Source organism: Jutongia huaianensis, from assembly GCF_014384985.1.
GTDB lineage: Bacteria > Bacillota > Clostridia > Lachnospirales > Lachnospiraceae > Jutongia > Jutongia huaianensis.
Genome location: NZ_JACRSX010000018.1, coordinates 39,342 through 64,120 on the forward strand (window position 1 = coordinate 39,342; position 24,779 = coordinate 64,120).

Genomic DNA, 24,779 nt, shown 5'->3' on the forward strand with positions numbered 1-24,779 from the left:
GGAACCGAAAAAGGGTATAAAAAAGAAAGCCGATTGCATTTTCTGGCCTTCTTTGCTATAATATAGGGTGCTTATTTCCAATATCAGAAGACCTTTTTCGGTTGCCTGGTATTAAAGCCGGTCAGTGATTGCAGTCGTTGACCGGCTGTTTTTATTTTATTATAAAACTACTGAATCAGCCCTTTAATTAAGGCCAGCTTGTAAATGTGCTTACAAGGTAAATGATCGGCCTTGAACGTGCCACACTGACACATTCCCAGACCGCACCAGACTTCTTCCTGGTCGTCCGGCGCCTTCATCCTGGCGAAACATTTCTTTTCACTTTCAAAGTGAACGGAAATATCTTCTTCTTTTGCCTGGCGAAGTTTTTCTTTCTGGCCCGGTCGCTGGTGGACTTCATCGGCCCACCGGTGAAACGGCGCTTCGTCGCGTTCCTTTCTCTTTTGGCGTTTCAAGTATATGCGGATCTTCCAGGCCCACACGGCAAGGAAGACAACCACACCGCCGACTATTACTTTCAAAATCATAATTCCCTTTCTGCTATTTATTACCAGTATCTTATATAACTCACAAAAATTATAATAAACAAGCCCGGCCTTTCTGGAAAAGGGGTGGTGCTTATGACAATTAAATACATAGATTACAACGACCGGCGTATATATGCGATCTGCTATCCGGCATTTAAGACGGTGTATTATAATTCAAATTTCGCTGGAAGAACGAAAATATATTTGTTGATCTGGTAGTATAGCTTTATAAGCAGAAGGCCGGGCGCTTTTAGCGCCTAGCCCGTTTCCTTATTCCGATCTGGCTCTCTGGCCGGGAATTCCTTTTCCAGTTCTTCGGGCGTTTTTGGAGCGTTCACAAACGCCTGGATCAAAGAATCTTCTGAAAATCCAGCGGCGAAGTTTTCCGGGAGTGCCGCCGCGCTTGGATCGACATCGCTTTCCAGGATGGCCTTCGAAATATCAAGGAAAAATTCAATCAATTCATTTCTTTTTTCTGGTTTCAGATTTACGAACTTTTCGATCGCTATATAAGAAGCGTTCGACAAATTATATTCGCTTGCCAACTGATCCAACACGTCGGACGGAGCCGGTTTAAACATTTCACCCTTGCCGTATCGAAGCCAGTCTTCGCTTACGTTGAATTCTCTTATCATTAGAGAAATGACGGAATCAACAGGATTGCTTCTTCCTAATTCATATTGCGCGATGGTGTTCCCTTTAACACCGATTCTTTCGCCGAATCTTTGTTGTGTCAGATCTAATTCTTTTCTTATTTTTTTTATTCTGTCACCAATATTCAACTTTTTCACCTCGCTTTCTGACCTGATTATATATCCAAAATTTTGTAAAGTCAATCTTAAAATATCATAAATACAAAAAACTTCATAAATACAAAAAATAAAGGTTGACAAACTTGTATTTATGAAGTATCATGTTCATAGATACAAAAAACACAGCACACACAGAAAGGAAGTGATTTCATGGGTAAGACCAAAAAAGAGTCCTTAACTTCCGAACAGATCACAGACGCTAGACGTTTATGTGAAGTAATCAAAGGCGTTCCTGGTGGTAAACGCCCACTGTTCGAAATCGTCATGCTGGCGTATATGAACGGTATGGAAGCCGGCGCCGCTTATGCGAATGACTTAGCCAAAACTGCAATGGCGGTCAGATAAAGACCGCCAGCACTTCGACATATAGCCAGGAAGCCGACTGCAATCGGCGGCAGATGTTGGAAATAAGCGAAAGGGAAAATTGAATATGGATAACTTTAGAATCTATGACACAATGTTCCGGTTCAATAACGAAACCGAACGACCTTCTGGCGTATGGCGACGGAACCAGAAATTCGTCCACGACGCGTACTTTTGGAAAATTCTTAATATGCTGAAAGACGAAGGCTTCGACGTACATCACGACGAAAGCGCTTCTATTGACATGGCCACAAAGAAGAAAACCGGCCTGGAACTGGTAAACATGGTTTATCCGAAATACGGATATGTACCTTCTTTACTTCTGGCCCCTGGCTGGTCGCACGTTCCGGCCGTTGCATTGGCCCTGGACGCGAAAGCGTCTTCTATTTCCAGCCTTTTCACCGGAAAAGTGGTGATGGACGTCGATTCCGCAGAGGGAAAGGCGGATTCCATTGACAAGGTGAAGGAATTCAAGGACAACAACGCCATTTCCAGCCGCGGCGAAATTGTTATGTGGCCGATGGTAAAGGTTGGCGACTATAAACTGTACTATTCAGCCATGATGGCGGCAAATTTACAGTATTTAGCCGCAAATAATAACGGTATTCCGTCCCGTTCCCCATCCAACAAGGACGCGAAGATCACCGGCTTATGCCTGGCGGACGGTTCCGAAGTCCTTCCTGATCTGGACGAAGCAAACGATTATTGTAACGCTTGCGGAGTCGTTACCGCTATCAATATGAACGGCTGGAAGAACTGGGGCAATAATACCGCGGTTTATCCGTCTTCCACGGATCCGATTGACCGATGGATCAACATTGTAACAATTTTCGACTACATTGAAAACAATTTCAAACTTACATTCTTCCAGGATGTGGACGACCTGACGAATTACCGTCTGATCGACGAGGTTGTTTCCGGCTTTAATATGCAGTTGAACGGTTTACAGGGTTCCGACGACATCGCCGGCGGCGAAATCACTTTCGACCATGACGAAAACCCGATTGCAAATATCCTGAATGGCTCTATCAAATTTCACACGAAGATCGGTGGATATACGCCGGCCGAAGACATTCACAATGTCTTTGAATTTGATCCTACCATTACACAGAACGCACTTGAAGGGGGTGGCGAATAATGGGCTATAAGATTCCGACAGTCTTAAACAATTTCAACAGTTACGGAGCCGGCCACAAGTACGTCGGAGTTTCCAACGAAGTAACGCTTCCAAACTTCGAATCTATGACGGAAACCATCGACGGGGCCGGAATCGCCGGCGAAATCGAAGAAGCGATCGAAGGCGCTTTCGGTTCCTTGGAAACTGAAACAACTTTCGGCAATATCAGCCGCGAATATTTCGATTTCATCACCCAGACCGGCCAGATTACTTACCGCGGATCTATGCAGGTATTAAATACCGCAACCCAGACAAACGACTTTGAAAGCCTTGTCGTAACGACAAAGGGAAAAGTCAAGGCGTTTGACCTGGGATCCTTAAAAAAGGGCGGCAAGGGCGAACCGAAAGTCACCCGTGAAGTTACTTACTGCAAGATCGCTATCGCTGGAACTACCGTCCTGGAACTTGATAAATACAATATGATCTGGAAGCTGAACGGCGTTGATCGTTTGCAGAAAGTAAGAAGCCAGATCTAGGAAAGAGAGGAAATAAGCAATGACAGAGAACAAAGAGCAGAAAAGAGAAGACATGATCGGCGGCGATGAAATCGCAGTCGTTCCGGCAAACGAGGAAATCGCCGACACCCTTCTTCCGAAGAAGGAAGAAGAAGACGAGCTGATCGTCAAATTCAGAAAGCCCTACAAATTCGAGGACGACACGTTCACAGAATTAGATCTTCACGGGCTGGAAGATCTGACCGGACGTACATTGACGGCCATCGAAAAGGCTTTCAACAAGACCGGTGTATCTAGCTTCGTACCTGAAAGCACAACCACATACGCGAAGATCGTCGCTACCAAAGTGACCGGACTTCCGGCGGAGTTTTTCGAAGATCTTCCGGCCGCAGAGATCCAGAAGATTAAAAACGCCGTTGTGGGTTTTTTATACAAAGACGAGTAAGGCACGATTCCGGGGCCGACATTCAAAAAACGGCCGTCCATCTTGCGATGGCAACAAACACCGGAATAGATTTTTTCACAGATCTTCCGCTTGACGAGTATATCGACATAGCAAAGGAAGTGAGCGAAATTGGCAAAGAAAACAAGCTACGAACTGGCGCTTGAAATCGGTGGAAAAATCCAAAGTTCACTCACGAAATCGGTTAGTGGAGTTAATAACAAATTAGATTCAATCGGAAAAGCCGCAAAAACGGCCGCGAAGATAGCAACAGCCGCCTTCGCGGCCGTAAAAATTGGCGATTTTGTCAAAGACGCGGTGGACACATATTCGGAATTTAACCAGGCAATGGCCGAAACGGCCGGTATTGCCGGAGCGACCGAAGATGAATATAAACAGCTTCAAGCGGCGGCCCAGGAGATGGGAAAACGCACGACTAAGACAGCCACGGAAGCCGCCCAGGCATTAGGTTATATGAGTTTGGCCGGCTGGAACGTGAATGATTCTATTTCGGCGCTGGAACCGGTTCTTCGCTTGTCGGAAGCTACTTCGATGGATCTAGCCACCTGTTCGGACTTGGTAACTGACTCAATGAGTGCGTTGGGCCTGGGCGTTGACGATCTGACAAATTACTTGAACGTCGCTGTCCAGGCGAATAACAAATCGAACACAACCGCGCAAGCCTTAATGGAAGCGATGATCGGTTGTGGTGGCGCCGCAAAATCGGCCGGCATGGACTACAAGCAGACCGCCGCGGCCCTGGGTATCCTTGCGAACAATGGTATCAAGGGAGCGGAAGCCGGAACGGCTTTGAACTCTATGCTGGTTCGAATGACAACGAAAGACGTCGCGCAGAAAGCATTTAAGGAACTGGGCGTTTCTATTTACGATAGTTCCGGCGCAATGCGGAATATGCAAGATATTCTTGTGGAATTAAACGGCGCGATGTCTGGATTGTCCCAGGAACAGAAAAACAACTACATGGCGGCAATCGCCGGCACGAACTATTATACCCAGTTCGGCTATTTGTTGGAAGGCGTCGCAGAAGGCGCAGACGGGGCCGCGTCCACCTGGACACAGCTAACAGAAGCCTTCGAGAATTCCGACGGCGCCCTGGACGCAATGGCCGATACCATGACGGACACGTTACCGGGCGCAATGGCGATTTTTGGTTCGGCGGTCGATGACGCTAAAATTCGATTGTGCGAGGTATTCGCGCCACTTGCAAAGGACGCAATCAAAGGGGTTGCTGATGTGATCCCGTCGATTACTGACCGCGCGGTCGGCGTTGCACAGTCATTTTATAACACAGTCGTTCCGGCGGCGGAGAATTTCGCGAAGAAAGCGATCGCGGCCTTTAACCAGGCGAAGCCAGCTTTTGACGAAATTCGCACGAAAGCCACGGACGCATTTATTTTTTTACGTGATACGGGAATCACGGCCTTCGAGAATATCAAGGCGAAAATTGAAGAAAACAAGCCAGCGATCGACAAAGTGATCGCGGTCGCCCTGGATCTGAAAGACAAATTGTTCCAGGCATGGGAGATAGTGAAACCGGCCATTTCCCAAATTGCAACGGTCGCAATCCCGGCCGTTATCGGGGCCATGATGAAAGTTATCGGGGCCGCGGCGACAGTTTATCAGAAGTTAGATGAATGGGGACTTCTTATCCCGATTATTACCGGAATCGCCGGAGCAGTTGCGGCGGTGAAGATGGTTGAATTCGCAAAGGACACTATGAACACGGTAAAAGCCGTCAAGGCCCTTGTGGTAGTGTTTGGCGCGGAAAAGAAAGCTATGATCGTGAACCTTGCGTTGAAAGCAAAGGACAGGCTGGAAACGGCCTATCTCTACGCATTATACGCAAAGGACGCAGTTGTTAAGGGAATCAGCACAGCGGCCACATGGGCGCAGACGGCGGCCTTGACAGCCTGGAACGCGATTTGTGCGGTCGGAACGGCCGTTACTTCGGCGCTGGGCGTGGCTTTCGCATTTCTAACAAGTCCGATTGGACTTGTATGTGTGGCAATCGCGGCGGTTATTGCGATCGGCGTGTTGCTATATAAAAACTGGGACACCGTGAAAGAAAAGGCGTCACAGTTGGGCGACTGGATCGTCGGCGTATTTAACAACCTGAAAGAAAAGGCTTCGGCCGCAATTCAGGAATTCGCAGACAAATTCCCGGTTGCTTTTGCGTTCCTTTCGTCTGTATTCGAAAGCTGGAAACAGACGATCACAAATATCTTTTCGGGCGTGAAACAGGTCTTCCAGGGTGTCGTTCAGTTTATTAGCGGCGTCTTCACGGGCGACTGGTCGAAAGCCCTTGATGGATTGAAAAATATCTTTTCGGGTGCATTTCGCGCCCTGTCTTCGCTGACACTTGCGCCCCTGAACGCGCTGAAAGGCGTTGTCGTGGGTGCTTTTAATGCGATTGACACAGCGACAGGCGGAAAGCTATCTGTAATCAAAAATAAGGTTTCAGACGCGTTTTCGTCCATCAAAAAAACAGCCGGATCCATCATGCAAGCGGCGAAAGATACGATTTCTGAAAAGTTATCGAATATCAAGTCCGCGTATGAGGAACACGGCGGCGGAATTAAGGGAATCGCCGCGGCGGCAATCGAGGGCGTAAAAGGCTACTATACGGCCGGATATACCTTCATAGATAAATTAACAGGCGGAAAATTGACCGCGATCAAGGAGAAATTCTCCAAAATCTGGTCGCAGATTTCCGAAAAGGTAAGTGAAGCCTGGACAACGATAAAAAACATCGTGAAAGTCGGGGTTATGCTGATCGGCGAAATCATTTCGGCCGCTTTTCAGATTATCACGCTTCCGTTCCAGTTTATCTGGCAGAACTGCAAGGACACGATCCTTTCAGCCTGGGAGTTTATCAAAACAACCGTTTCGGACGGAATTCAGAAGGTCAAAGACACGATTTCGTCTTTCCTTTCTCCGATCGTAAACGCGGTTTCGGGCGCCTGGTCGTCCGTAAAATCAGCCACGGGTTCGGCTTGGTCGGCGGTGAAATCAGCCACAAGTTCAGCCTGGACGGCGGCAACCGGTTATATTTCCGAAAAAATTAACGGCGCGAAACAGGTTGTTTCGTCCGTGACTTCGACGATCAAATCAACCGCTTCGGCGGCCTGGTCGTCCGTAAAATCAGCCACAAGTTCGGCCTGGTCGGCGGTATCGTCGGCAACAAACACGGCCTGGACGGCGGCAAGCGGCTATATTTCGAACAAGATCAACGCCGCGAAAGCGACCGTTTCTTCGGTCGCTTCATCCATTCGATCAACCGCTTCGGCGGCCTGGTCGGCGGTATCATCCGCGACAAATTCAGCCTGGACAACGACGACGGGTTATATCTCAAACAAGATTAACGCCGCGAAAGCGACCGTTTCTTCGGTTACTTCGTCCATCCGGTCAACCGCTTCGGCGGCCTGGTCGGCGGTGTCGTCTGCTACAAGTTCGGCGTTTGAAAATGTCCGGGCAACTATGAGCAACAAAATAAACACAGCGAAGGCAAATGTGTCGTCGGCATTATCTGGAATCCGTTCGGCCTTTTCTTCCGGCTTATCAGCCGCGAAGAACACGGTCACAAGCATTTTTGGGAATATCGTGTCGGCGATCAGTGGAAAGATGGAATCAGCGAAAAACGCCGTATCAAACGCGATCGGCGCATTAAAAAGCAAATTCAACTTTTCCTGGAGCCTTCCAAAGCTGAAACTTCCGCACGTTTCTATTTCGGGCGGTTTTTCAATCAATCCGCCTTCTGTTCCCCATTTCGGGATCAGTTGGTATAAAAACGGTGGTATTTTAAACAAACCGACCATCTTCGGGGCAAGTGGAAACAACCTTTTGGGCGGCGGAGAAGCCGGCAAAGAAGCGGTTCTTCCGCTGGCTGAATTGTGGTCGAATATGAAATCCATCGTCGCCGGAGTCGTCCAGGGCAACCAGAATGACGGCGCGGCTTCTGTTTTCGACAGAATGAAACAGCTTGTCGGAATTCAGAGCAACGGCCAGCCGGCGGAATCAGTCACGAAACAGCTTTACAACAACGTGACAACCAGTAACACAACCAACAGAACGAAGGAAGATAATTCTTCAACGGATAGTTCGAAATTTGTCTATTCGCCTTCGGTTGTGATCCAGGGCAACGCAAGCAAGGAAGATGTGAACGAAGCCCTTGAAATGTCACAGCAGAAGTTTAATGAAATGATGGACAGATGGAAGAAGGGGAAGGAAAGGACTTCATTCGCATAAAGAAGGGGCCATGATATGGACGAAAAAAGATACTACACAACCGTTTCTGGCGATATGTGGGACTCTATCGCCTACGCTTTTTATGGCGACGTGAAATACATCGGCTTACTGATGGACAGCAATCCCCACCTTCTGGACATTTCCGTGTTTTCCGATGGCACTCCGGTTTATATCCCGGAGTTGCCGGAAGAAAGCGACGAAGACCTTCCAGAATGGAGAGTGTAAGCCATGCAAGCGCGACAGTCTTACGTTTCCGTGAAATACAACGGAAAGGACATCACAAAGAAAATAACCGATTATACAGAAGGCTTCGAGTATGTGGACAACGCGAGCGGTACGGCCGACACTGTTTCCTTGAAATTAAACAACCGAAGCGGCGTCTGGTGGGGCGGCTGGATCCCTATTCAGGGCGACTATGTGGAAGCTACCATCAAGACAACGAACTGGAACAAAGAAGGCGACAATCGAAGCCTGAATTGTGGTTATTTCCTGATTGACGACCTGGGATATTCCGGGCCGCCGCAAATTGCCACGATCGGGGGCATAGCGACACCGATCAACACGGATTTCAACGTCACGAAGAAATCGAAGACCTGGAAGAAAACATCGGTCAAAGGAATTCTTTCGAGCATTGCCGCAACGGCAAAGATCGGCTTGTATTTCTCCGGCCAGGACTATTCGATCGACGAAATGGAGCAATCCGACCAGACGGACGTTGAATTCGCTTTCAGCCTTTGCGCGTCTTATAACCTGGCTATGAAATTATATAACCGGAAAATGGTTGTATTCGATCAGACGGACTATGAAAAGAAGGCGGCCAGTCTTTCACTTGACCGGTCAAAATGTTCTTCCTGGTCGGCCACTAAGAGCATGACGCGACTATATGACGGCGTTCAGATCTGCTATACAGATTCTAAGAAAAACAAGACGCTGAAATATAAATTTATGATGAGGAACGGATCAAGGATCCTGAAACTGAACGAAACCGCGGAAAGCCTTCAAGACGCGGAAATCAAGGCGAAGGCGAAACTGTTAGAGCATAACAGGAAATGCCAGTCTATTAACGTGAAAACAAGGGGCGATGTGAAGTATATCGCTTGTAAAAATATAAAAATGTCCGGCTTCGGCAAGCTGGACGGGAAATATTACATTGACACCGTGACACACACAAAGGACGCCAGCGGCGGTTATACCGTAAGCCTTGATATGCACCTATGCGTGATTGTAAACGGCGTCACAGTTGCGACCGTGGAGTCCGGGAACACCACAAAGAAAGCCGCCAGCAGTTCCACGAAGGCGAAGACCTATACCATTGTAAGCGGCGATACCTTGTGGAGAATTTCAACAAAATTCCTGGGATCCGGTGCTAAGTATATGCAGATTTATAACACAAATAAATCGACCATCGAATCGGCCGCAAAATCACACGGAAAATCATCGTCAAGCAACGGTCACTGGATCTGGCCGGGAACAGTCCTGACGATTCCAGGATAAAAAGGGGGACACATGAGCGATATTATAAGAGTTGGCTATATTTCGGCGATTAACTACACGGACGGGACGGCCCAGGTCGTCTATAAAGACCGTGACAATGCCGTTTCGCCTTATATGCCGTTTTTCTCAAATGAATTTGATCCGCCACCGGTTGAAACCCTTGTATATGTGGTACACCTGGAAAACGGCGGAACGCGCGGCGTGATTCTTCCGCCGCCGTATGCAGAAGGAAACCGGCCGCCGGAAGGCGTCGCCGGGATCTGGCGAAAAGATTTCGGGGACGGAAGTTATATCCGGTACGACAAGAAGGCGAAACGCCTTGATGTGGTATCGGATAGCGTGAACGTCGAAGGATTGAATGTTTCCGGGAATCTGGCAGTCGGCGGCAATGCAACCGTAACTGGCAGGATCAGCGCCGGGAGCATTTCAGCAAAATCAATCAGCACGACCGGAAACGTCCATGTGGGCGGCAACCTGACCGTTTCCGGCAGTTATCCGACATAGGAAGGACGGTGGTGTAAATGATCGGATATTTCGGGGACATTATCTTCGAAACCAGCGACAAGAAAATCTGTAATTTCAATGATTTCAAACAGGCCGCTTCCGCGAACTATTCCGAACACAGCCGTTACCGGAAGAAATCGGAACGGGAATTCATCGGCCCGAACAACGAAGGCGTGTCGTTCACAATGAAGATCCGCGCCGGTCACGGTGTACGGCCCCGTATTATGAAGGACAAACTGATAAAGTATTGTGAAAGTGGAAAAGTTTGTCCGCTAGTAATTGGCGGCCACAAGATCGGCGGCGGAAAGTGGACGGTTGATTCCATCGACGCAAACTTTAAGGAAGTGTGGAACCGCGGCGAACTTGTTTCTGTCGAAATCGCCGTAACGGCCACGGAATACTATTAGGGGGGGGGCGCGAACGATGATTGAAATTGACGGCGTACAAATTGTAATGAATAGCGAAGTGGAACTTTCCCTTCGTCAAGAAATCATGGAAAAGGTGTCTTTTATTTTATCCGTTTTAAAAGGCACTATTCCGATGAACCGGGAAGTCGGGATTGATCCTGATGTTATATCGGCGCCGGCCTACCAGGCCCAGAACCTTTATACCATTTCAGCGATCGAAGTTGTCGAAGAATTCGAAGACCGCGTTTCGGTCGATGAAGTCCGGTTCGAAGCAAATGGAAACGGAAATTTAATTCCGAAGGTGGTGCTTGTATATAATGGCTGATGAAATCCAGAAACTATATGATCTTCCCGACGTATCGTTCATAGACGACATTACATTCGATCAGATCTTGAATGAAAATATTACAAACTGGCAAAATGAATATGAACAGGAAACCGGGAAGAAAAAGATCCTTCGCCCAGGCGATAAAGAATACATTCAGTTAAAGATTGAAGCCGGCCAGTGGTTCCAGATGTATAAACAGCTTGACTTTGCGGCAAAACAGAACCTTTTGAAGTATTCAACCGGCGATTTTCTGAAACATTTAGGATCCATGAAAAAGACCTTTATCAACGAACCGAAGGCGGCAGTCACAACGGTTCGTTTTATTTTGTCCGAAATCCGCCGTGAAGTGGTTTATATCCCGGCCGGAACCAGAGTCACCGCCGGGGACGGAATTTATTTCGCAACCGACGACTTCGCAGAGGTCACGGCCGGCGCGGATCATATCGACGTCGATTGTACGTGTGAAACGGTCGGAACGGTCGGAAATGATTATATTGTCGGCCAGATTGAAACCCTGGTCGATCCGGTTCCTTATGTTGCCGAAGTTACAAACATAACGAAGTCGGAAGGTGGGGCCGGAGAAGAAACAGAAGAAAACTTCCGTGAACGAATTTTCCTGGCGCCGTCGTCCTATTCCACAGCCGGCCCGTCTGACGCTTACGAATACTGGGTGAAACAGTACAATTCGGCGGCGATCGAGGATGTGAAGATCTACGAGCCGGAAGACGCGGTTGTTGACATTCGAATTCTTCTGAACGGCGGAGAATTGCCAACACAGACATTTTGCAACGGCTGTCTGGCATATTTGAAAAACAACCCGATTATTCCGCTTACAGACAAAGACCAGATCGCACCGCCTGACGTCGTTAAATATGATATTAAGGCGACCTATTATATTGGCCGAAGTGACATTAACAATCTGGCGGCCATTAAGAGCGCGATCGAAGCCGCAAAAGATACATATATCGAGTGGCAAAAAACAAAGATCGGCCGGGACATTAACCCGGACACCCTGACAGAATTTGTCAGAGCCGCCGGCGGAAAGCGCGTCGTTATCGAATCCCCGGCGTTCCAGGTCGTCCCGGAAACATCCGTCGCCCAGGAAAGAACGATCGAATTCGTTTACGGGGGCGTTGAAAATGATTAGCCTTCACGATTACCGGACAGAAGACGCGCTTCCGGCAGAAATGAAGACACCTGAACGCCTGGCTTCGTGCCGGGTGTTTGATATTCAGAAAAAGAAATTCATGGAACGGTTGCGCCGGGTGCATATCTGGGCGGATCTGGATAAGGTCGAAGACGACAAGCTGGACTTCCTGGCAGTTGAAAGCCGTGTTCTGTTTTATAACACGTCGCTTTCGCCGGAAATCAAAAGAAGTCTGATCCGAAATTCGATTTACTGGTACATTAAGCTAGGAACCAGCCAGGCCATGACAGAAATGATTGACACCGTATTTGGCGACAATAACACGTCAGTTGAAGAATGGTACACATACGCCGGAGCGCCTTTCCATTTCCGAATTGCAGTCGGAACGGAAGTGACGCAGACTTCCATAAAAGAATTTCTGAATTATTTGAATAAAGTTAAAAATGCGCGTTCCCGTTTCGACTACATGGCTTTTCAGAACGGGATCACGCTTAAATTTTTCGATAAATCAGAGTACCAGACGTTTTTCTATACCTTTTGTGGTGATTTCGAGTGTGGCACATATCCGGCGGCCGCGGTTGGATTTATCCCGACCGAAGTTCAGCTTTCACTTGAAGCAGAGGGAGAAGAAGCGTTCGCAGAGTACACGCCAGCCGGAACCACGCCGGACATTTCAACCGGCTTGCATTTATCCGAAGTTACAGTCGATCTTGAAGGCGCCACCGACGGACAGACAATCGTTTATCCGACGGACAGCGACCAGGAAACCGGTTCTTATCCAGATCCGGCGACTGGTCTTGCGCTGGCGGAAAGCGGCGTTTCCGTCGCGCCTGAAAGTGAAGGACTTAACTTATATTATGACAGCACCGCGGAGAAATACGCCGCGGACGAAGAATGAAAGGAGATCGAAACAGCATGACAGAAGGAAATTATATTCCTTTAACGGACGAAGCAATCGACGACGTGAAGGAATATTTGAAAAAGGTTGTCGCTTACGCGGAATACCGTTCCGGGAATACCTGGACAAAAATTCCGATCGACCATGTGGAAACTTTATCCGATGGCCGGATCGCGATCTATGTTATGTTCGATCATAACGCCCCGGATTCTATTACAGGAATTCGCTTCTATCATCGCGGCGGCTTCTTATGGGCCGGCGGTAACGAAAGCCTGAACAAAGAGGAATTCGACGAAGGCGTCATGTATCGTTATGCGATCAAAATTGTACAGTCTTCGGGGAATGAGTAGAAAGGAGCGATAAAAGATGTATATTCCGGTTTTTTGGAAAGACCGAATTGTCCAGTACCCTAGACGGGTTTCCGTCGTGGATCTGGGAAACGGTGTGAAAGAATGGACGCCGGCCCCTGGTGAGATCCACCAGAAAGGCACACAGCAGAGCGCGACCAACTTCGGAAACGAAGACATGGGGATCCTGGAAGGAAACCTGATCGCGGCCACGAACGCCATTCACCTTCGACTTATCCAGGAATCAGTTGACGATCTTCGCGGCCAGATATTAACGGCGACACTCACAAATTCGCTGAAATATCCGGCGACCAATTCCGCGAAGACGATCACCCTTCCGAAGATTGTCAATAAGACCGATTACAAGGTCGATATTGAGGTCACGGAAGCGGACGGCCCGGTCGAGTATGCAGAAGTATTCGACAAGGCCCTGAACGCCTTTAAGGTGCGTTACTATGGTAGCGCCAAAAATGTAACATTAAAACTTCATGTGATCGGGGGACTGTACTAATGCCAGCAAATGTAATTATTAAATCAGACGAAAGACGCGCCCAGGAATCCGCGATGTTACGCGCCTTCGGTGGCGGCCACGAAGGCAATTCAGCCGCCCAGAATCGCGAATACGCGGAAGAAATCAACGCGCGAATGAATGATGTAAAAAGAGAGGTGGGAATGAGACGATGAAAATTATCGAAGCAAACGAAGGCCAGAAGATTTCCTATTCCACAACGAAAACCTGGCTGAACGTCGGCGATCAGATCATGCTGAATCTGAAAAAATACGAAGCCGACAACGACGTCCATATCGACATTACTTCGGATATGGCCGGCAACCTGGAAACCGGTGTCGGTCTTCTTTATGTGGCACAGGTGGACATTCCGGCCAGAGCCTACACAGAAGAAGAAATCCCGAACCCGGACTATTCCGAAGAAACAGAAAACAGCCAGAAAACAATTATCAAGCGCGATCCGGTTCCGTTCTCTATGGACAACGTGACCTTGACACTGTTCGCGCTGAAAGAAGGTGTAATCTATGAATAATTACCAGTTTGACAGCCTGAAATTCGCCACGGAAGGATTGACTGGCGGCGGTTGCACTATTATTTCGGACGTCAAGGGCCTTCCGTCCTTTATGATCCCGTTTAATAAGCGCACAAACGCCCAGTTATTCGACGGTGGAAGCGAAAAGACACATTCGGCCTTTGTGGTTGACGATGTGGAATACAAGCGCTTCTTTTTCAGCAAATTTATTAACTGTATTGTGGACGGTCTGGCCTATTCCTGGCCGCTGGTGGATCCGAAAGCGTCCATCAATTACGACGCGTCACACGCGGCTTGTAATGCGAAGGGAACGGGCTGGCATTTAGCGTCAATCCCGGAACGTGCGGTCATTAACCATTTGATCTATAAATCCGGTTTTATTCCGCGCGGCAACACCCAGTACGGAAAACACCACACATACACCTATGAGGTTGGCGAGACAACCGCAACCGAAAGCGACGGATCGGGCGGAACAAGAACAACCAGAACCGCGACCGGATCCGGCCCGGCGACCTGGTTCCATGACGGAACGCGAAACGGTATCGCCGACTACGTGGGTGACGTCTGGAAATGGATGTCCGGCCTTAGAATTTACAAAGGCGAAATCCAGATCTTCGTCTGCAACCTGGCCGCAAAACAGGTTTCACACCTTGCCGCGTCCACATATTGGAAGGCCATTCTTCCGAATGGTAGCCTGGTAGAGCCTGGAACACCTGGCACCTTGAAATATACAAAAGATTTCAAGATCGCAACCGATACCGGCGCGGCCGGCAGTACCTACACGGCAAACTTCGGAAATCTTGTGGCCGGAACCGGCGTGACAACGATCCCGGAGATCTTGAAGGAATTATTCCTTGCACCGGTAAGCGGCGTCACACATACCGGCGCTTTTTGGATCAACAACGAAGACGAACGCTTGCCGATTGTCTCTGGCAGTTACAGCCACACTTCGAACGCTGGCCCTTCCGCGTTGAGCTTGTACGACCCACGTTCGAACGTCTGGTCGTTCATCGGCTTCTTCTCCGCTTTTATGGAGTTGGAATCTGCAATCTGATAGCCGTGTTCTGTTTGGGGCTACGATAGTAGCCCCTATATTTTTGAGACACAAGAAAGGATTGCAACAATGGGAAATATGCGAAGATACGGGGCGCCCGGAAATCCCGAAACCGACGAAGGACGGGAACAACGAAGCGGCCTGATAATTCTTCAAAGGTCAAAAGACCTTATGAAATATCTGTACACTTCTTTTGTGAAATATCCCAGAAGTGAAAAGCTGGGGTTTGTGGCGGACTATAAAAAGTGTCTGTTTCAATTCCTGATTCTTATAATCACGGCACAAAAGAAGTATTTCAAGAAAACGACACTTCAAGACGCGGACGTTCAGCTTGAATTATTGCGAATGTTCAATGATTTGTCGTATGACATGAAATTTGTAGACGAAAAGCGTTACATACTGGTTTCAGAAAAGTTATGTGAAATCGGGCGGCTACTCGGCGGCTGGATCCGATCACAAAAGGAAACCAGCACAACCGCCGGAAAATAATTTCCGGCAGAGGGAACAGGTCAAAAACGCTTGCCGATTGTCTCTGGCAGTTACAACAACACTTCGAACGCTGGCCCTTCCGCGTTGAACTTGAACAACCCACGTTCGAACGTCAGGACGAACATCGGCTTCTTCTCCGCTTATCCTTTTAGCCAGACGGGAAAGTTTACGGACTTTTCACAGTGCAAGAAAGGGAAAAGGGATCTGTTTCAGTTCCGGCCATAGCGCCGGAGAAATTAAATTTGCTGATAATGCGGTTAGTACCTGGCGAAAGCCAGTGAAGGGCGTAACGATCAGCGCCGCGCCCACGCCGAAAGCAAGGGCGCACAATTCCAACGAAAGGAATTAACCACAATGAAGACTTTCGACATTACGCACGAAGAAATCATCGACCCGTCGAACCTACTTGAAGCGGATCGCAACGCTTCCCAGGGCAAGCACAACCGCGACGAAAACTTGAAATTCTCCGCGCATAGGGAAGAAGAAATCATTGATCTCACGAATCGACTAACATACTACCCGAAAGACGGGATCCCAGGGAATCCGCTTGAATCGTCCTATCGTGTCGGTAAGTACCGCATGAAACAGATTTATGAGCCGAAACCCCGAATTATCATGGCTTTACAGTACCGGGATCGTGTCGTTCAATGGGCGTATTACCAGAAACTAAACCCTTTATTCGACCGGCAGTATATAACGCATAGTTACGGTTGCCGGAAGGGTAAGGGAACCGTCAAGGCAAGAAAACAGTTACAGATCTGGCTTCGGAAGGTCAACCGGAGTCCGAAACACTGGTACGTCTTAAAACTTGACATTGCAAAATACTTTTACCGCGTCGATCACGAAATCCTTATGAAGATCTTGAAAAAGCATATCAAGGACGAACTGATTCTTCGCGACCTGGATAAACTGATAAATTGCGAACATACCGCCTTCGGCCTTCCTTCCGGCGTCCAGCCGGAGTTGTGCAAACAAGAAGACTGGTTATACAATCGCGGTATGCCGATCGGAAACCTGACAAGTCAAATGTTCGCGAACATTTACTTGAACGAATTGGATCAGTTTTGTAAACACGTTCTTCATATCGAAAAATATATTCGGTTTGTAGACGACGTGATCGCACTTTTTGACAGTAAGGAAAAGGCGTTCGCGGCAAGGGATGAAATCGAAAGATTTCTGAATGAGGAATTGCACCTTGAATTAAATAACAAGACATCAATCCGACCGGCTTATCTTCCGGTAACATTTGTCGGCGCCCTTATTACGCCGCTGACAATCCGTGTTCGAAAATCGACACGACAAAGAATGTATCGCCGGATCCGGTTCATTCAGAAAATGTTTGAAATGGGCCGGCTTACATGGGAGAAAGTCAACAACACCATGCAAAGTTATTTCGGTCTGATAAGCCACTTCACGGCCGGAAACCTTCTCCGAAAGATTATCGACGAATTTTCTTTCCGGGTTCCAGATAACAATTCATAGCCTGGCATTTTACCAGGTTGTTTTTTGTCTAATAATCAGGAAAGGGGGTTCACGGTATGGAAGCAGAATTTGAAAGAGAAGTTCTTGATCGACTTATCAAGATCGAAGGAAAACTTGACGGTTACAACAACGCCAAAATCAAGACCTATGAAAACGAAAAAGAAATTCTTCGAATCAAAAGCGATCTTGAAGACGTCCAGAAGACCGTCGCAGATCTCACCGAATCGAATAAATGGCTTTTCCGAACTGTTGTGGCGGCTATTATCGTCGCGGCCATCGGGCTTTTAACAACCATTGTTCGAACCGGCTTCGGATTATAACTGAAAACTATTTTTACACCAGAAGGGAGAAAACAACATGAACATTGAATTTATCATTGAAAACGCTTCAAAAATCATCCTGATTGTGGCCGCAATCTGTACATTGATTTCGGTTATCACAGAGTTTACAAAGGGGATCGGCTTCCTGGACAAGATCCCGACAAAGTTCCAGGTTCTTATTCTGTCCCTTGCAATTTGCGTGATCGGCTTCTTTGCTTACCTGTCTTACGCGTCAATCGCGTTCGTGTGGTATTACCTTGTAGCCGTCATTTTCGCGGCGTTCATCGTGGCGATCGTGTGTTGTAAGGGCTGGGACTATTTGTTCGAGATCTGGGCCAGATTTTACAGAAAGAAGGACTAATCAATGTCGGAAAAAGATTTTGTTATCAAAATCGCGCCGTATGCCATGAAAGACGCGGAAGCAAGCGGAATACTTGCTTCCGTAACAATGGCACAGGCAATTTTAGAAAGCGGTTACGGCTCTACTGACCTGGCCGTGAACGCAAACAACATTTTCGGAATGAAGTGTTCTTTAAGTGGGAACACCTGGAAAAGCGTCTGGGACGGCGCTTCAAAATATACGAAGACCACAAAAGAACAGAAGAAGAACGGCGAAGAATATTCCGTCGTTGCCGATTTCCGCGCATACCCGGACATTCAGGCCAGTATAAACGATCATTCGCTTTACTTACTGGGCGCCATGAAAGGAGCCGCAAAGCGGTATGAAGGACTTTCGGGCGAAACAGATTACAGAAAGGCGATCCAGATCATCAAAAACGGCGGCTACGCCACCGACGTAACATACGTCGAAAAGATCTGTTCCATCATTGAACGATGGGAACTTCACAAGTACGATGTAAAGGAGAGTGAAGACAAAATGAGTATTGAAATCAAAGAATATCTTCTGACAAACAGCCCTTGTTATAAGAGTGGCCGCAGAATCACACCGGCCGGCGGTATGCTTCACAGTATCGGTTGTCCACAGCCGGATCCGAAGGTTATCGCGAACAACTTTTCCGTTTCAACGGGCGCGTGCGTTCATGCGGTCGTTGGAAAAGCCGCGGTCGTTTTACAGCTTTTACCGTGGAACTTCCGCGCCTGGCATTGCGGATCCGGTTCGAACGGAAGCGGAAACAGTTCACTTATCAGCATTGAAATGACAGAACCGGCGACTATTAAGTACACGGGTGGTTCTTCCTGGATTGAAACAGGCGACGGAAGCAACACGAAGGCCCATGTCCTGGCAACTTACGCGAACGCCGTCCAGTTCTTCGCGTATATCTGCAAGAAGTACGGCTTCAACCCGGAAAACAGCAATGTTTTAATGAGCCACCGCGAGGGCCACGCGAAGGGAATCGCGTCGAACCATGGCGATCCCGAACATATCTGGAATAAGTACGGCCTGACAATGGATCAGTTCCGAAAGGACGTCAAAAAGGCAATGTCCGGCCAGACCGTCACAACCGTTCCTTCCGCGCCAGTAGACAATACCAGCGACGACAAGAGCAACCAGAAGATTAACGCCATGAACGGAACCGTTACGGTTATTTATAAGGGCGAAGACGGCCTGAATATCCGAAAGGCGCCTAGCTACACGGCCGCCGTCGATCAGATTGTACACGAAGGCGTGTTTACCGTCGTCGGAATCTCCGCCGATGAAAAATGGTATAAGCTGAAAAGCGGCCTGTTCATTACCACGATCCCGGATTATGTTTCCTTCAAGGCTACCCAGGAGCAGAAGGAAAGCACCGCCGGAACCGGATATTTCCGCGTTCGTAAGTCCTGGGACAAGGCCGACACTCAGATCGGCGCCTTCAAGCAGAAGGAAAACGCGATCGAACTTTGCAAGCAGAACAGCGGCTATAAAGTATTCGACAATTCAGGAAAAGAAATTTATCCTTGCGTTGCCGCCGCGAATGAATCTTTCGTGTTCCGCGTGAAGATTCCTGATTTGCGGATCAGAAAAGGCCCTGGCACAACTTACGACTACCACAAGAAGAACGGCCAGGCGGTACACACTGGCGTCGGATCCTTTACCATCGTAAAGACGAAGGAAGGCCCAGGCGCGAAGTTGTGGGGCCTGTTGAAGTCCTACGCGACGAACGAAGACGGCTGGATCGCTCTTGACGATGAATTCGGTTCACGGGTGTAATACACTTTAGAATTTTGAATTTATAACAAATATTTACAACTTACACTTTACAGTTTATAAAATGTATGATACAATGGGCGCAAGGGAAGGGGGTATAAGGGGGAAACAAAATCCCCGACCAATTTCCAGGCAGAACAGGCGGCGCGGAAATGCCCGTCCGAACGCGCCAGCCGCCCAGATTTGCGTTTTAATGCCGTAAGTGGACAAATACACAATAAGCCCCGGAAAATCCATTTCCGGGGCTTTTATGCGTTCGTGGGATATATTCTGATATTCTCTGACAAACTCTGATTTATTCTGATTTATTCTGTTCTTTCTTTTTCAGGACGGCGTCGTTCACAATTTCAATGAATTGCGATTCTGGGATTCCGGTCGCTTCTGTAAATACGTCGATATACCGACAGTATTCAGAGTGCCAGTGTTCGAAGCCTTCCTTGCTACCAGACAGGAACGCTTCTTCCATCTTCTCATACGCGCCCACCGTCTTTTCGACGGCGGCGTCAAATGCTTCTTTCCATTCCGTGATTCTTCCTTTCCGGGCGGCCACACCGGCCGCCCTGTTCCTATTATGCCAATATTTCCGAAGCTACTTGTCTATAATGTTTCTGAATTGCAGTTGATGTCTTCACAGTCTGACTTTCTTCGCCATAGTCCCAGGCTTCGCGCTGGATCCGATCGGTGAGGTCTTCGGCCATTTGGTTAAAGTAGGCGGCAACTTCTGAACGGTCGATTTCGGTTCTGATTTCGATTGTCGCGTGTTCTTTATTCCAGGTTCGCGCTTCGGCGGCCTTGAATCGGTCACTGATGAAAATTCCGATCGGCCAGAAACAAAGGTTGTGCTTCGCCTGGCTGATTTTGCCGCGCTTTGAAATCTTGCGAAGGCTATGATCGGAGCCGCACCAGTCAGGATCCCCGGCGGAGTGTTCCACGAAGTAAAGCCCGTTGTCGTTCTTGAAGAAGGCGTCCTTGATTTCCACAACCATTCCTGTTTTGATTTCCATTCCGTTTTTATCTAACATTTTGATTACCTCTTTTCTTTATCTTATGTTTACATTATACACTATAAAGTGTAATATGTCAAGAATAAATGTAAAGAAAATGATTAAAAACAGAAAGAAATATTTTCTATAATACACGAAAAAGTGTAAAATAAAAGGGCCTTCCGGCCCTCTATAATTCGGCGACATACTCCATACCGTCGAAACTGACGAAGCCGCCGGCGTCCAGGATGGATTGAAGCGCCTTCTTTCCGCCACACGGAATATAAGGAACCAGGATCCCGAACTGGTCGCGGTCGTGACTGAAAGCGATCCAACCCTTACCGGCTTCATAGAGCGCCCAACCGGTAACGACTCTAGCAATCTTGTTTGTTCCGAATTTTGTATTTTTAAGTCTTCTGATTTCCATATCTACCACCATTTTAACCCTTCTGCTGGATGTTTATTTCCTTTGCTTTATGATATTATAATACACTATATAGTGTAAAATGTCAAGTATAAATGTAAAGAAAAAGATTAAAAGATAAAGAAATATTTTCAACTTGACATTCTAAAGTGTATAAAGTAAAATAACATACACAACAGAAAGGGGTTGATCGAATGGATATGAACACGGCGGAAAAGATCCGCTTCCTGGCCGGCCGGCGAAATATGACAATGGGCGACCTGGCAGAAGGAACAAACCAGACGCGACAGAATTTTTCCAACAAAATGACGCGGTGCAATTTTAAAGAATCCGAACTTGCGGAGATCGCCGGCGTCCTGGGTTGTGAATTGAAAATTGTATTTGTAGACAAACAAACAGGCGATGAAATTTAACGAAAAAGTAAGACATGAAAGGAAAAGTTTATGTATAATAAAATAGATTTGCGCGAAGTTCCGGCTGAAAGGCTGAAAGAAATTAGTCTGGATCTGGTAAACATCGACGCCCAGGCGCCAGAATTCGAACCGAACAGACAGTTCTATTTCATGGCAAAAGCCAGGGACTACGTGAAGCGGAAGTCCGCCGAATTAGGACGTCCCATGACCTTTTTTACTCAAACATTCGGGTGTGCAGTGAATGCACAATATTTTACACAAGTTGTAGAAGAAGAAAAGGATCTGTTGTATCGGCTGGCGTATAATATTATGCAAAATACGACGGATTCCGAGGATGCTGTTGCGGAAGCTATATGTAAGGCCTGGGAAAGCCGGAAAAAATTAAGAAAACCGGAAAACTTTAGAAGCTGGTTGATTCGGATTACCATAAATACCGCCAAAAATATGACGGTAAAAAGAAATCATATGAGACCGGTAGATGATATAGAACCATACTGTCAAAATCAGCAGGAAGTGTCGGGTGATATTTGGTATTGTCTGGAACAGTTAAAGCAAAAGGAGCGAATTGTTGTTATCTTGTATTACTACAAGGGATTTTCAGTAAAAGAGATTGCCGGGATTTTGCAGATTCCAGAGGGGACGGTAAAGTCGCGGCTTTCCAAAGCAAGAGAAAATTTAAGAAAATTGATATGAGGAGGATGAACATGATGGATCAATTTGATCGGGAAATTTCGGATCGTTTACAGCAGGAGGCAAAACCATTGCCGTTAGAATATACAGAAAAGATAGATCGTGTATTAGAGGGGCTTTCTGAGAAAACAGAAATCCGCCGTAAACCGGTTTCGTATTGGAAATATGCTGCGGCGTTGTTGCTGTTTGCGGTGTTGACGACAACGGGAACACAGGCGGCGGTAAATTTATATAGTAAACATATGACCGAAATGAACGAGGGGGAGAAGAAGGATATAAACAGAAAAACACAATCAGCAAAAACCGACGAAGACAGTTTTTCGAGAGAATTAACAGGAGAAGAGCAGGAACGGTTAGAGAAGCTGCGGAATAAATACGAAACAGAAGGTGTATTTCCGCAGGAAAAGCTTTTGGAAGTAGAAAAAATCAAAGATGTATCGGATCAAAGGCCGGTATATTGTTATGAAAACAGCACATTTTATTTGCCGGAAGAGATGTTGACCAGACAGCAGATGCTGCAGATAGTTGATTTCTGGGAAAGAAGAGATTATGCGGTGTCAATGGAAAATAAGCAGGCAGAGGAAAAAAGCAAAGATCAGAATATTTCACAGGAAAAAGCAATTGAAATTGCAAAAGAATATGCGGAGAAGTTGTATGGCGTGGATTGTGCAGATGCCGTGTCAACCATAGAGTATGATAAGACACAATTATCGGTTGATGCGGATGCATCCAGTTATTATGTTACTCTGGAAAAGGAGACTTGGAAATATAGTATAACAGTGGAAGTTGATTCAGAGAACGGATCGGTAAATCAGATTGACTTAGAAAATAAGAAGGAAGAGGAATGCGCTGCCGGAGTGGTGCCGGACGAGAAGTTTTACCGTAAGAATGTGAAAAAGGTATTGCAGTATTTTGATAAGCTTAATCTGAAAAAGGATATTTCAAGCATTCGGATGATATACAAATTAAAAGAAGATGGTACTTTAAACAGGGGAAATGTAAAGTATATGGTACGGCTGCGGAATGGAAGCGCAGGTGTTGTAATGTACAGTGTATCCACAAAAGATTTGTACAGATTTTATAGAATATCAGATTATAAAGTGGCGATGCAGATGGAAGACCAGGCATGTGAAAAACAAAGGGATAGGGGATTGGTTATTTATAACAAGTTGATTATGAAGTGAAATATAAAATTATGAAGTGTATGAGGAGGCAATTATGAAATAGAAGAAAAAAAGAGGTCTCAGTGTGTTATTTGCTATGGTTATGTGTTTGTCAATTTTTCTACAAAACAATATCACAGAAGTACGAGCAACGCAGGTTTCTGAAGACAGGTTATTGGAAAGTTCTTTGGATGTTGCAGAAAATGAATATCAAGGAGATGAAATAGGAGTAGGTGTTATTTTAGCAAATCAACAGGAAAGAAAAATTGATGAGAATGCTAGTATTGTGGGAAATGGAGTTAGATTAAGAAAACGTCCCAATGTTGATGCGACTATACTGGAACTTATGTATAATAATGAATCGGTATGTATTAACTATACAAAAAGCGGAGAAACAGGAGGAAGATGGTTCTATGTGAAAAGAGTAAAAACGGGAACATGGGGATGGGTAAAGCACAACTATGTTTATGAATGGGATTAGATGTAGATAATATTATGTTATATTTTGCTTCATAAAAGCCAAAGAGATCTTGCAGAGATGTTGAAACCTTTGCAGGATCTTTTTGGTTTTTAAGGTTGATTTAAGGTACATCACTTATCATAGCCATATCATCAAAACAGATCAAAGTATTCAGGCGTTTTGAAAGATGCTTTGGAAAAGGGGGATAAGCCTATGAGAAAGAGATGGAACAAACGATTTGCAGTGGTTGTGCTGGCAGCGGCAGTATCGGTATACACAGTACCAAAAACAGGACTTCTGGCGGCATTAGGGTTAAATCAGACGACGGAGGCGGAGGAGACTTCTTCGGATCAGAAGGGGCCCGGTGGAAACGGAACACCGCCGGAGCCACCGAGTGGAGCCGCATCGGGTGGGGCAATCGGCGGAGACCAGCCGGGAGATGCACCGGGGACACCGCCAAGCGGAGTACCGGATGGAGGTCCGGGAGGACAGGGACAGCCGGGAGGTGGTTCGGGAGGACAGGGACAGCCGGGAGGTGGTTCGGGAGGAGCACCGGGTGGAACATCCTCCGGTGTTTCTGATTATTCGGCTGTGAATAAGCTGACTTCGGATGCAGTTCTGGATGGACAGACCATTACTTCAACGGGAACAGATGAAAATGCCGTGAATGTATCGGAAGGAGCCAAGAGACCGTTTCAAGTTTTGTGTAAACTCAAAAAACTGACACAAGATTTTATTGATAGTTATTAAGAGCAGAGACCAGATTTTGGTTCTCTGCTCTTATTTGCATTATACTGGTATAAATGCACATGTCAAATAGATTTTCCTAGAATTCTGCTTTTTCCAGCCGTTCTTCAAAATAGATCTCCAGCTGGGCTCGTATCTGGGACCAGTCCCTGCGGCGTCCGGTCCATTTTTTAGTGATGTCCATGGTAGCCAGATAGA

At 47.0% G+C, this 24,779-nt stretch carries 32 protein-coding genes; 27 read left to right on the forward strand and 5 right to left on the reverse strand.

Annotation, left to right across the window (positions count from 1 at the left end):
• Positions 1-167: 167 nt before the first annotated feature.
• Both H8704_RS11595 and H8704_RS11600 read right to left on the reverse strand, forming a co-directional pair.
• Positions 168-527 (reverse strand): SWIM zinc finger family protein, encoded by a 360-nt coding sequence (locus H8704_RS11595; protein ID WP_117469493.1) that lies wholly within the window; start codon positions 525-527, stop codon positions 168-170.
• Positions 528-784: 257 nt separating this feature from the next.
• Positions 785-1,309, reverse strand: coding sequence for a helix-turn-helix domain-containing protein (locus tag H8704_RS11600; protein WP_243105336.1), 525 nt, complete (start codon positions 1,307-1,309; stop codon positions 785-787).
• 180 nt (positions 1,310-1,489) lie between these two features.
• Here H8704_RS11600 and H8704_RS11605 point away from each other — a divergent pair, with 180 nt between their 5' ends.
• The 22 genes from H8704_RS11605 to H8704_RS11710 all read left to right on the forward strand — a co-directional run bounded on the left by H8704_RS11605 (position 1,490) and on the right by H8704_RS11710 (position 19,704).
• Complete coding sequence (locus tag H8704_RS11605; RefSeq protein ID WP_118563254.1) at positions 1,490-1,684, forward strand: hypothetical protein; 195 nt, start codon at positions 1,490-1,492, stop codon at positions 1,682-1,684.
• Between the two features lie 85 nt (positions 1,685-1,769).
• Complete coding sequence (locus tag H8704_RS11610; protein ID WP_249298366.1) at positions 1,770-2,840, forward strand: phage tail sheath family protein; 1,071 nt, start codon at positions 1,770-1,772, stop codon at positions 2,838-2,840.
• On the forward strand, positions 2,840-3,355 hold the full coding sequence (locus H8704_RS11615; protein ID WP_117469526.1) for a phage major tail tube protein: 516 nt from the start codon (positions 2,840-2,842) through the stop codon (positions 3,353-3,355). The genes H8704_RS11610 and H8704_RS11615 overlap by 1 nt, the downstream gene beginning before the upstream one ends.
• A 19-nt stretch (positions 3,356-3,374) precedes the next feature.
• Positions 3,375-3,779 (forward strand): phage tail assembly protein, encoded by a 405-nt coding sequence (locus tag H8704_RS11620; RefSeq protein WP_022118243.1) that lies wholly within the window; start codon positions 3,375-3,377, stop codon positions 3,777-3,779.
• A gap of 129 nt (positions 3,780-3,908) precedes the next feature.
• Positions 3,909-8,042 (forward strand): phage tail tape measure protein, encoded by a 4,134-nt coding sequence (locus H8704_RS11625; protein WP_249298367.1) that lies wholly within the window; start codon positions 3,909-3,911, stop codon positions 8,040-8,042.
• Positions 8,043-8,057: 15 nt separating this feature from the next.
• The gene (locus H8704_RS11630; protein WP_117469528.1) at positions 8,058-8,267 is read left to right on the forward strand and encodes a tail protein X; all 210 of its coding nucleotides are present in this window, start codon (positions 8,058-8,060) and stop codon (positions 8,265-8,267) included.
• Between the two features lie 3 nt (positions 8,268-8,270).
• Positions 8,271-9,536 carry a LysM peptidoglycan-binding domain-containing protein gene (locus H8704_RS11635; RefSeq protein ID WP_242981986.1) on the forward strand — a complete coding sequence of 422 codons (1,266 nt, stop codon included), beginning with the start codon at positions 8,271-8,273 and terminating at the stop codon, positions 9,534-9,536.
• A 12-nt stretch (positions 9,537-9,548) separates the two neighbouring features.
• Positions 9,549-10,040 (forward strand): hypothetical protein, encoded by a 492-nt coding sequence (locus H8704_RS11640; RefSeq protein ID WP_117469529.1) that lies wholly within the window; start codon positions 9,549-9,551, stop codon positions 10,038-10,040.
• Between the two features lie 17 nt (positions 10,041-10,057).
• Positions 10,058-10,447 (forward strand): phage tail protein, encoded by a 390-nt coding sequence (locus H8704_RS11645; RefSeq protein WP_022118181.1) that lies wholly within the window; start codon positions 10,058-10,060, stop codon positions 10,445-10,447.
• A 16-nt stretch (positions 10,448-10,463) separates the two neighbouring features.
• The gene (locus H8704_RS11650) at positions 10,464-10,772 is read left to right on the forward strand and encodes a hypothetical protein (RefSeq protein WP_022118182.1); all 309 of its coding nucleotides are present in this window, start codon (positions 10,464-10,466) and stop codon (positions 10,770-10,772) included.
• Positions 10,765-11,922, forward strand: a complete 1,158-nt coding sequence (locus tag H8704_RS11655; RefSeq protein ID WP_117787503.1) for a baseplate J/gp47 family protein — start codon at positions 10,765-10,767, stop codon at positions 11,920-11,922. Before H8704_RS11650 ends, H8704_RS11655 begins: the two co-directional genes overlap by 8 nt.
• Entirely contained in the window at positions 11,915-12,820 is a 906-nt protein-coding gene (locus tag H8704_RS11660; protein ID WP_249298368.1) for a phage tail protein, read from the forward strand. The genes H8704_RS11655 and H8704_RS11660 overlap by 8 nt, the downstream gene beginning before the upstream one ends.
• A complete protein-coding gene (locus tag H8704_RS11665; protein ID WP_249298369.1) occupies positions 12,817-13,170 on the forward strand; it encodes a hypothetical protein in 354 nt (117 codons plus the stop codon). The genes H8704_RS11660 and H8704_RS11665 overlap by 4 nt, the downstream gene beginning before the upstream one ends.
• A gap of 16 nt (positions 13,171-13,186) precedes the next feature.
• Positions 13,187-13,678 (forward strand): hypothetical protein, encoded by a 492-nt coding sequence (locus H8704_RS11670; RefSeq protein WP_117469533.1) that lies wholly within the window; start codon positions 13,187-13,189, stop codon positions 13,676-13,678.
• Complete coding sequence (locus H8704_RS11675; RefSeq protein WP_181824097.1) at positions 13,678-13,851, forward strand: hypothetical protein; 174 nt, start codon at positions 13,678-13,680, stop codon at positions 13,849-13,851. The genes H8704_RS11670 and H8704_RS11675 overlap by 1 nt, the downstream gene beginning before the upstream one ends.
• Complete coding sequence (locus H8704_RS11680; protein WP_114002346.1) at positions 13,848-14,207, forward strand: hypothetical protein; 360 nt, start codon at positions 13,848-13,850, stop codon at positions 14,205-14,207. Before H8704_RS11675 ends, H8704_RS11680 begins: the two co-directional genes overlap by 4 nt.
• A complete protein-coding gene (locus H8704_RS11685; RefSeq protein WP_249298370.1) occupies positions 14,200-15,261 on the forward strand; it encodes a hypothetical protein in 1,062 nt (353 codons plus the stop codon). The genes H8704_RS11680 and H8704_RS11685 overlap by 8 nt, the downstream gene beginning before the upstream one ends.
• A gap of 69 nt (positions 15,262-15,330) precedes the next feature.
• Positions 15,331-15,750, forward strand: a complete 420-nt coding sequence (gene avd, locus H8704_RS11690) for a diversity-generating retroelement protein Avd (RefSeq protein WP_117469535.1) — start codon at positions 15,331-15,333, stop codon at positions 15,748-15,750.
• A 354-nt stretch (positions 15,751-16,104) separates the two neighbouring features.
• Complete coding sequence (locus tag H8704_RS11695) at positions 16,105-17,232, forward strand: reverse transcriptase/maturase family protein (protein WP_118515527.1); 1,128 nt, start codon at positions 16,105-16,107, stop codon at positions 17,230-17,232.
• A gap of 56 nt (positions 17,233-17,288) precedes the next feature.
• On the forward strand, positions 17,289-17,552 hold the full coding sequence (locus H8704_RS11700) for a hemolysin XhlA family protein (protein WP_117469537.1): 264 nt from the start codon (positions 17,289-17,291) through the stop codon (positions 17,550-17,552).
• Between the two features lie 37 nt (positions 17,553-17,589).
• Positions 17,590-17,913, forward strand: coding sequence for a hypothetical protein (locus H8704_RS11705; protein ID WP_117469538.1), 324 nt, complete (start codon positions 17,590-17,592; stop codon positions 17,911-17,913).
• 3 nt (positions 17,914-17,916) lie between these two features.
• Complete coding sequence (locus H8704_RS11710) at positions 17,917-19,704, forward strand: glucosaminidase domain-containing protein (protein WP_249298371.1); 1,788 nt, start codon at positions 17,917-17,919, stop codon at positions 19,702-19,704.
• Between the two features lie 292 nt (positions 19,705-19,996).
• Here H8704_RS11710 and H8704_RS11715 read toward each other — a convergent pair whose 3' ends face one another.
• The 3 genes from H8704_RS11715 to H8704_RS11725 all read right to left on the reverse strand — a co-directional run bounded on the left by H8704_RS11715 (position 19,997) and on the right by H8704_RS11725 (position 21,123).
• Entirely contained in the window at positions 19,997-20,251 is a 255-nt protein-coding gene (locus H8704_RS11715; protein WP_249298372.1) for a hypothetical protein, read from the reverse strand.
• A gap of 19 nt (positions 20,252-20,270) precedes the next feature.
• Positions 20,271-20,723, reverse strand: coding sequence for a hypothetical protein (locus tag H8704_RS11720; RefSeq protein WP_117469541.1), 453 nt, complete (start codon positions 20,721-20,723; stop codon positions 20,271-20,273).
• Between the two features lie 151 nt (positions 20,724-20,874).
• Complete coding sequence (locus tag H8704_RS11725; RefSeq protein ID WP_249298373.1) at positions 20,875-21,123, reverse strand: hypothetical protein; 249 nt, start codon at positions 21,121-21,123, stop codon at positions 20,875-20,877.
• A 179-nt stretch (positions 21,124-21,302) separates the two neighbouring features.
• On the opposite strand from H8704_RS11725, the gene H8704_RS11730 reads away from it, so the two are divergent.
• The 5 genes from H8704_RS11730 (at position 21,303) to H8704_RS11750 (ending at position 24,584) form a co-directional block, all read left to right on the forward strand.
• A complete protein-coding gene (locus H8704_RS11730) occupies positions 21,303-21,521 on the forward strand; it encodes a helix-turn-helix domain-containing protein (RefSeq protein WP_022119794.1) in 219 nt (72 codons plus the stop codon).
• 30 nt (positions 21,522-21,551) lie between these two features.
• Positions 21,552-22,214, forward strand: a complete 663-nt coding sequence (locus tag H8704_RS11735; protein WP_249298374.1) for an RNA polymerase sigma factor — start codon at positions 21,552-21,554, stop codon at positions 22,212-22,214.
• Between the two features lie 11 nt (positions 22,215-22,225).
• The gene (locus tag H8704_RS11740; RefSeq protein ID WP_249298375.1) at positions 22,226-23,395 is read left to right on the forward strand and encodes a hypothetical protein; all 1,170 of its coding nucleotides are present in this window, start codon (positions 22,226-22,228) and stop codon (positions 23,393-23,395) included.
• Between the two features lie 64 nt (positions 23,396-23,459).
• A complete protein-coding gene (locus H8704_RS11745) occupies positions 23,460-23,855 on the forward strand; it encodes a hypothetical protein (protein ID WP_249298376.1) in 396 nt (131 codons plus the stop codon).
• A 192-nt stretch (positions 23,856-24,047) separates the two neighbouring features.
• Positions 24,048-24,584: a hypothetical protein gene (locus H8704_RS11750; protein ID WP_249298377.1), complete on the forward strand. Its 537-nt coding sequence runs from the start codon at positions 24,048-24,050 to the stop codon at positions 24,582-24,584.
• Positions 24,585-24,779: the final 195 nt, after the last annotated feature.

Excerpts from the sequence above, each read along its gene's own strand:
- H8704_RS11595 (WP_117469493.1), bottom strand. The coding sequence starts at position 527 with ATGATTTTGAAAGTAATAGTCGGCGGTGTGGTTGTCTTCCTTGCCGTG.
- H8704_RS11605 (WP_118563254.1), top strand. The coding sequence starts at position 1,490 with ATGGGTAAGACCAAAAAAGAGTCCTTAACTTCCGAACAGATCACAGAC.
- H8704_RS11610 (WP_249298366.1), top strand. The coding sequence starts at position 1,770 with ATGGATAACTTTAGAATCTATGACACAATGTTCCGGTTCAATAACGAA.
- H8704_RS11615 (WP_117469526.1), top strand. The coding sequence starts at position 2,840 with ATGGGCTATAAGATTCCGACAGTCTTAAACAATTTCAACAGTTACGGA.
- H8704_RS11620 (WP_022118243.1), top strand. The coding sequence starts at position 3,375 with ATGACAGAGAACAAAGAGCAGAAAAGAGAAGACATGATCGGCGGCGAT.
- H8704_RS11630 (WP_117469528.1), top strand. The coding sequence starts at position 8,058 with ATGGACGAAAAAAGATACTACACAACCGTTTCTGGCGATATGTGGGAC.
- H8704_RS11635 (WP_242981986.1), top strand. The coding sequence starts at position 8,271 with ATGCAAGCGCGACAGTCTTACGTTTCCGTGAAATACAACGGAAAGGAC.
- H8704_RS11640 (WP_117469529.1), top strand. The coding sequence starts at position 9,549 with ATGAGCGATATTATAAGAGTTGGCTATATTTCGGCGATTAACTACACG.
- H8704_RS11645 (WP_022118181.1), top strand. The coding sequence starts at position 10,058 with ATGATCGGATATTTCGGGGACATTATCTTCGAAACCAGCGACAAGAAA.
- H8704_RS11650 (WP_022118182.1), top strand. The coding sequence starts at position 10,464 with ATGATTGAAATTGACGGCGTACAAATTGTAATGAATAGCGAAGTGGAA.
- H8704_RS11655 (WP_117787503.1), top strand. The coding sequence starts at position 10,765 with ATGGCTGATGAAATCCAGAAACTATATGATCTTCCCGACGTATCGTTC.
- H8704_RS11660 (WP_249298368.1), top strand. The coding sequence starts at position 11,915 with ATGATTAGCCTTCACGATTACCGGACAGAAGACGCGCTTCCGGCAGAA.
- H8704_RS11665 (WP_249298369.1), top strand. The coding sequence starts at position 12,817 with ATGAAAGGAGATCGAAACAGCATGACAGAAGGAAATTATATTCCTTTA.
- H8704_RS11670 (WP_117469533.1), top strand. The coding sequence starts at position 13,187 with ATGTATATTCCGGTTTTTTGGAAAGACCGAATTGTCCAGTACCCTAGA.
- H8704_RS11675 (WP_181824097.1), top strand. The coding sequence starts at position 13,678 with ATGCCAGCAAATGTAATTATTAAATCAGACGAAAGACGCGCCCAGGAA.
- H8704_RS11680 (WP_114002346.1), top strand. The coding sequence starts at position 13,848 with ATGAAAATTATCGAAGCAAACGAAGGCCAGAAGATTTCCTATTCCACA.
- H8704_RS11685 (WP_249298370.1), top strand. The coding sequence starts at position 14,200 with ATGAATAATTACCAGTTTGACAGCCTGAAATTCGCCACGGAAGGATTG.
- avd (WP_117469535.1), top strand. The coding sequence starts at position 15,331 with ATGGGAAATATGCGAAGATACGGGGCGCCCGGAAATCCCGAAACCGAC.
- H8704_RS11695 (WP_118515527.1), top strand. The coding sequence starts at position 16,105 with ATGAAGACTTTCGACATTACGCACGAAGAAATCATCGACCCGTCGAAC.
- H8704_RS11700 (WP_117469537.1), top strand. The coding sequence starts at position 17,289 with ATGGAAGCAGAATTTGAAAGAGAAGTTCTTGATCGACTTATCAAGATC.
- H8704_RS11705 (WP_117469538.1), top strand. The coding sequence starts at position 17,590 with ATGAACATTGAATTTATCATTGAAAACGCTTCAAAAATCATCCTGATT.
- H8704_RS11710 (WP_249298371.1), top strand. The coding sequence starts at position 17,917 with ATGTCGGAAAAAGATTTTGTTATCAAAATCGCGCCGTATGCCATGAAA.
- H8704_RS11720 (WP_117469541.1), bottom strand. The coding sequence starts at position 20,723 with ATGTTAGATAAAAACGGAATGGAAATCAAAACAGGAATGGTTGTGGAA.
- H8704_RS11725 (WP_249298373.1), bottom strand. The coding sequence starts at position 21,123 with ATGGTGGTAGATATGGAAATCAGAAGACTTAAAAATACAAAATTCGGA.
- H8704_RS11730 (WP_022119794.1), top strand. The coding sequence starts at position 21,303 with ATGGATATGAACACGGCGGAAAAGATCCGCTTCCTGGCCGGCCGGCGA.
- H8704_RS11735 (WP_249298374.1), top strand. The coding sequence starts at position 21,552 with ATGTATAATAAAATAGATTTGCGCGAAGTTCCGGCTGAAAGGCTGAAA.
- H8704_RS11740 (WP_249298375.1), top strand. The coding sequence starts at position 22,226 with ATGATGGATCAATTTGATCGGGAAATTTCGGATCGTTTACAGCAGGAG.
- H8704_RS11750 (WP_249298377.1), top strand. The coding sequence starts at position 24,048 with ATGAGAAAGAGATGGAACAAACGATTTGCAGTGGTTGTGCTGGCAGCG.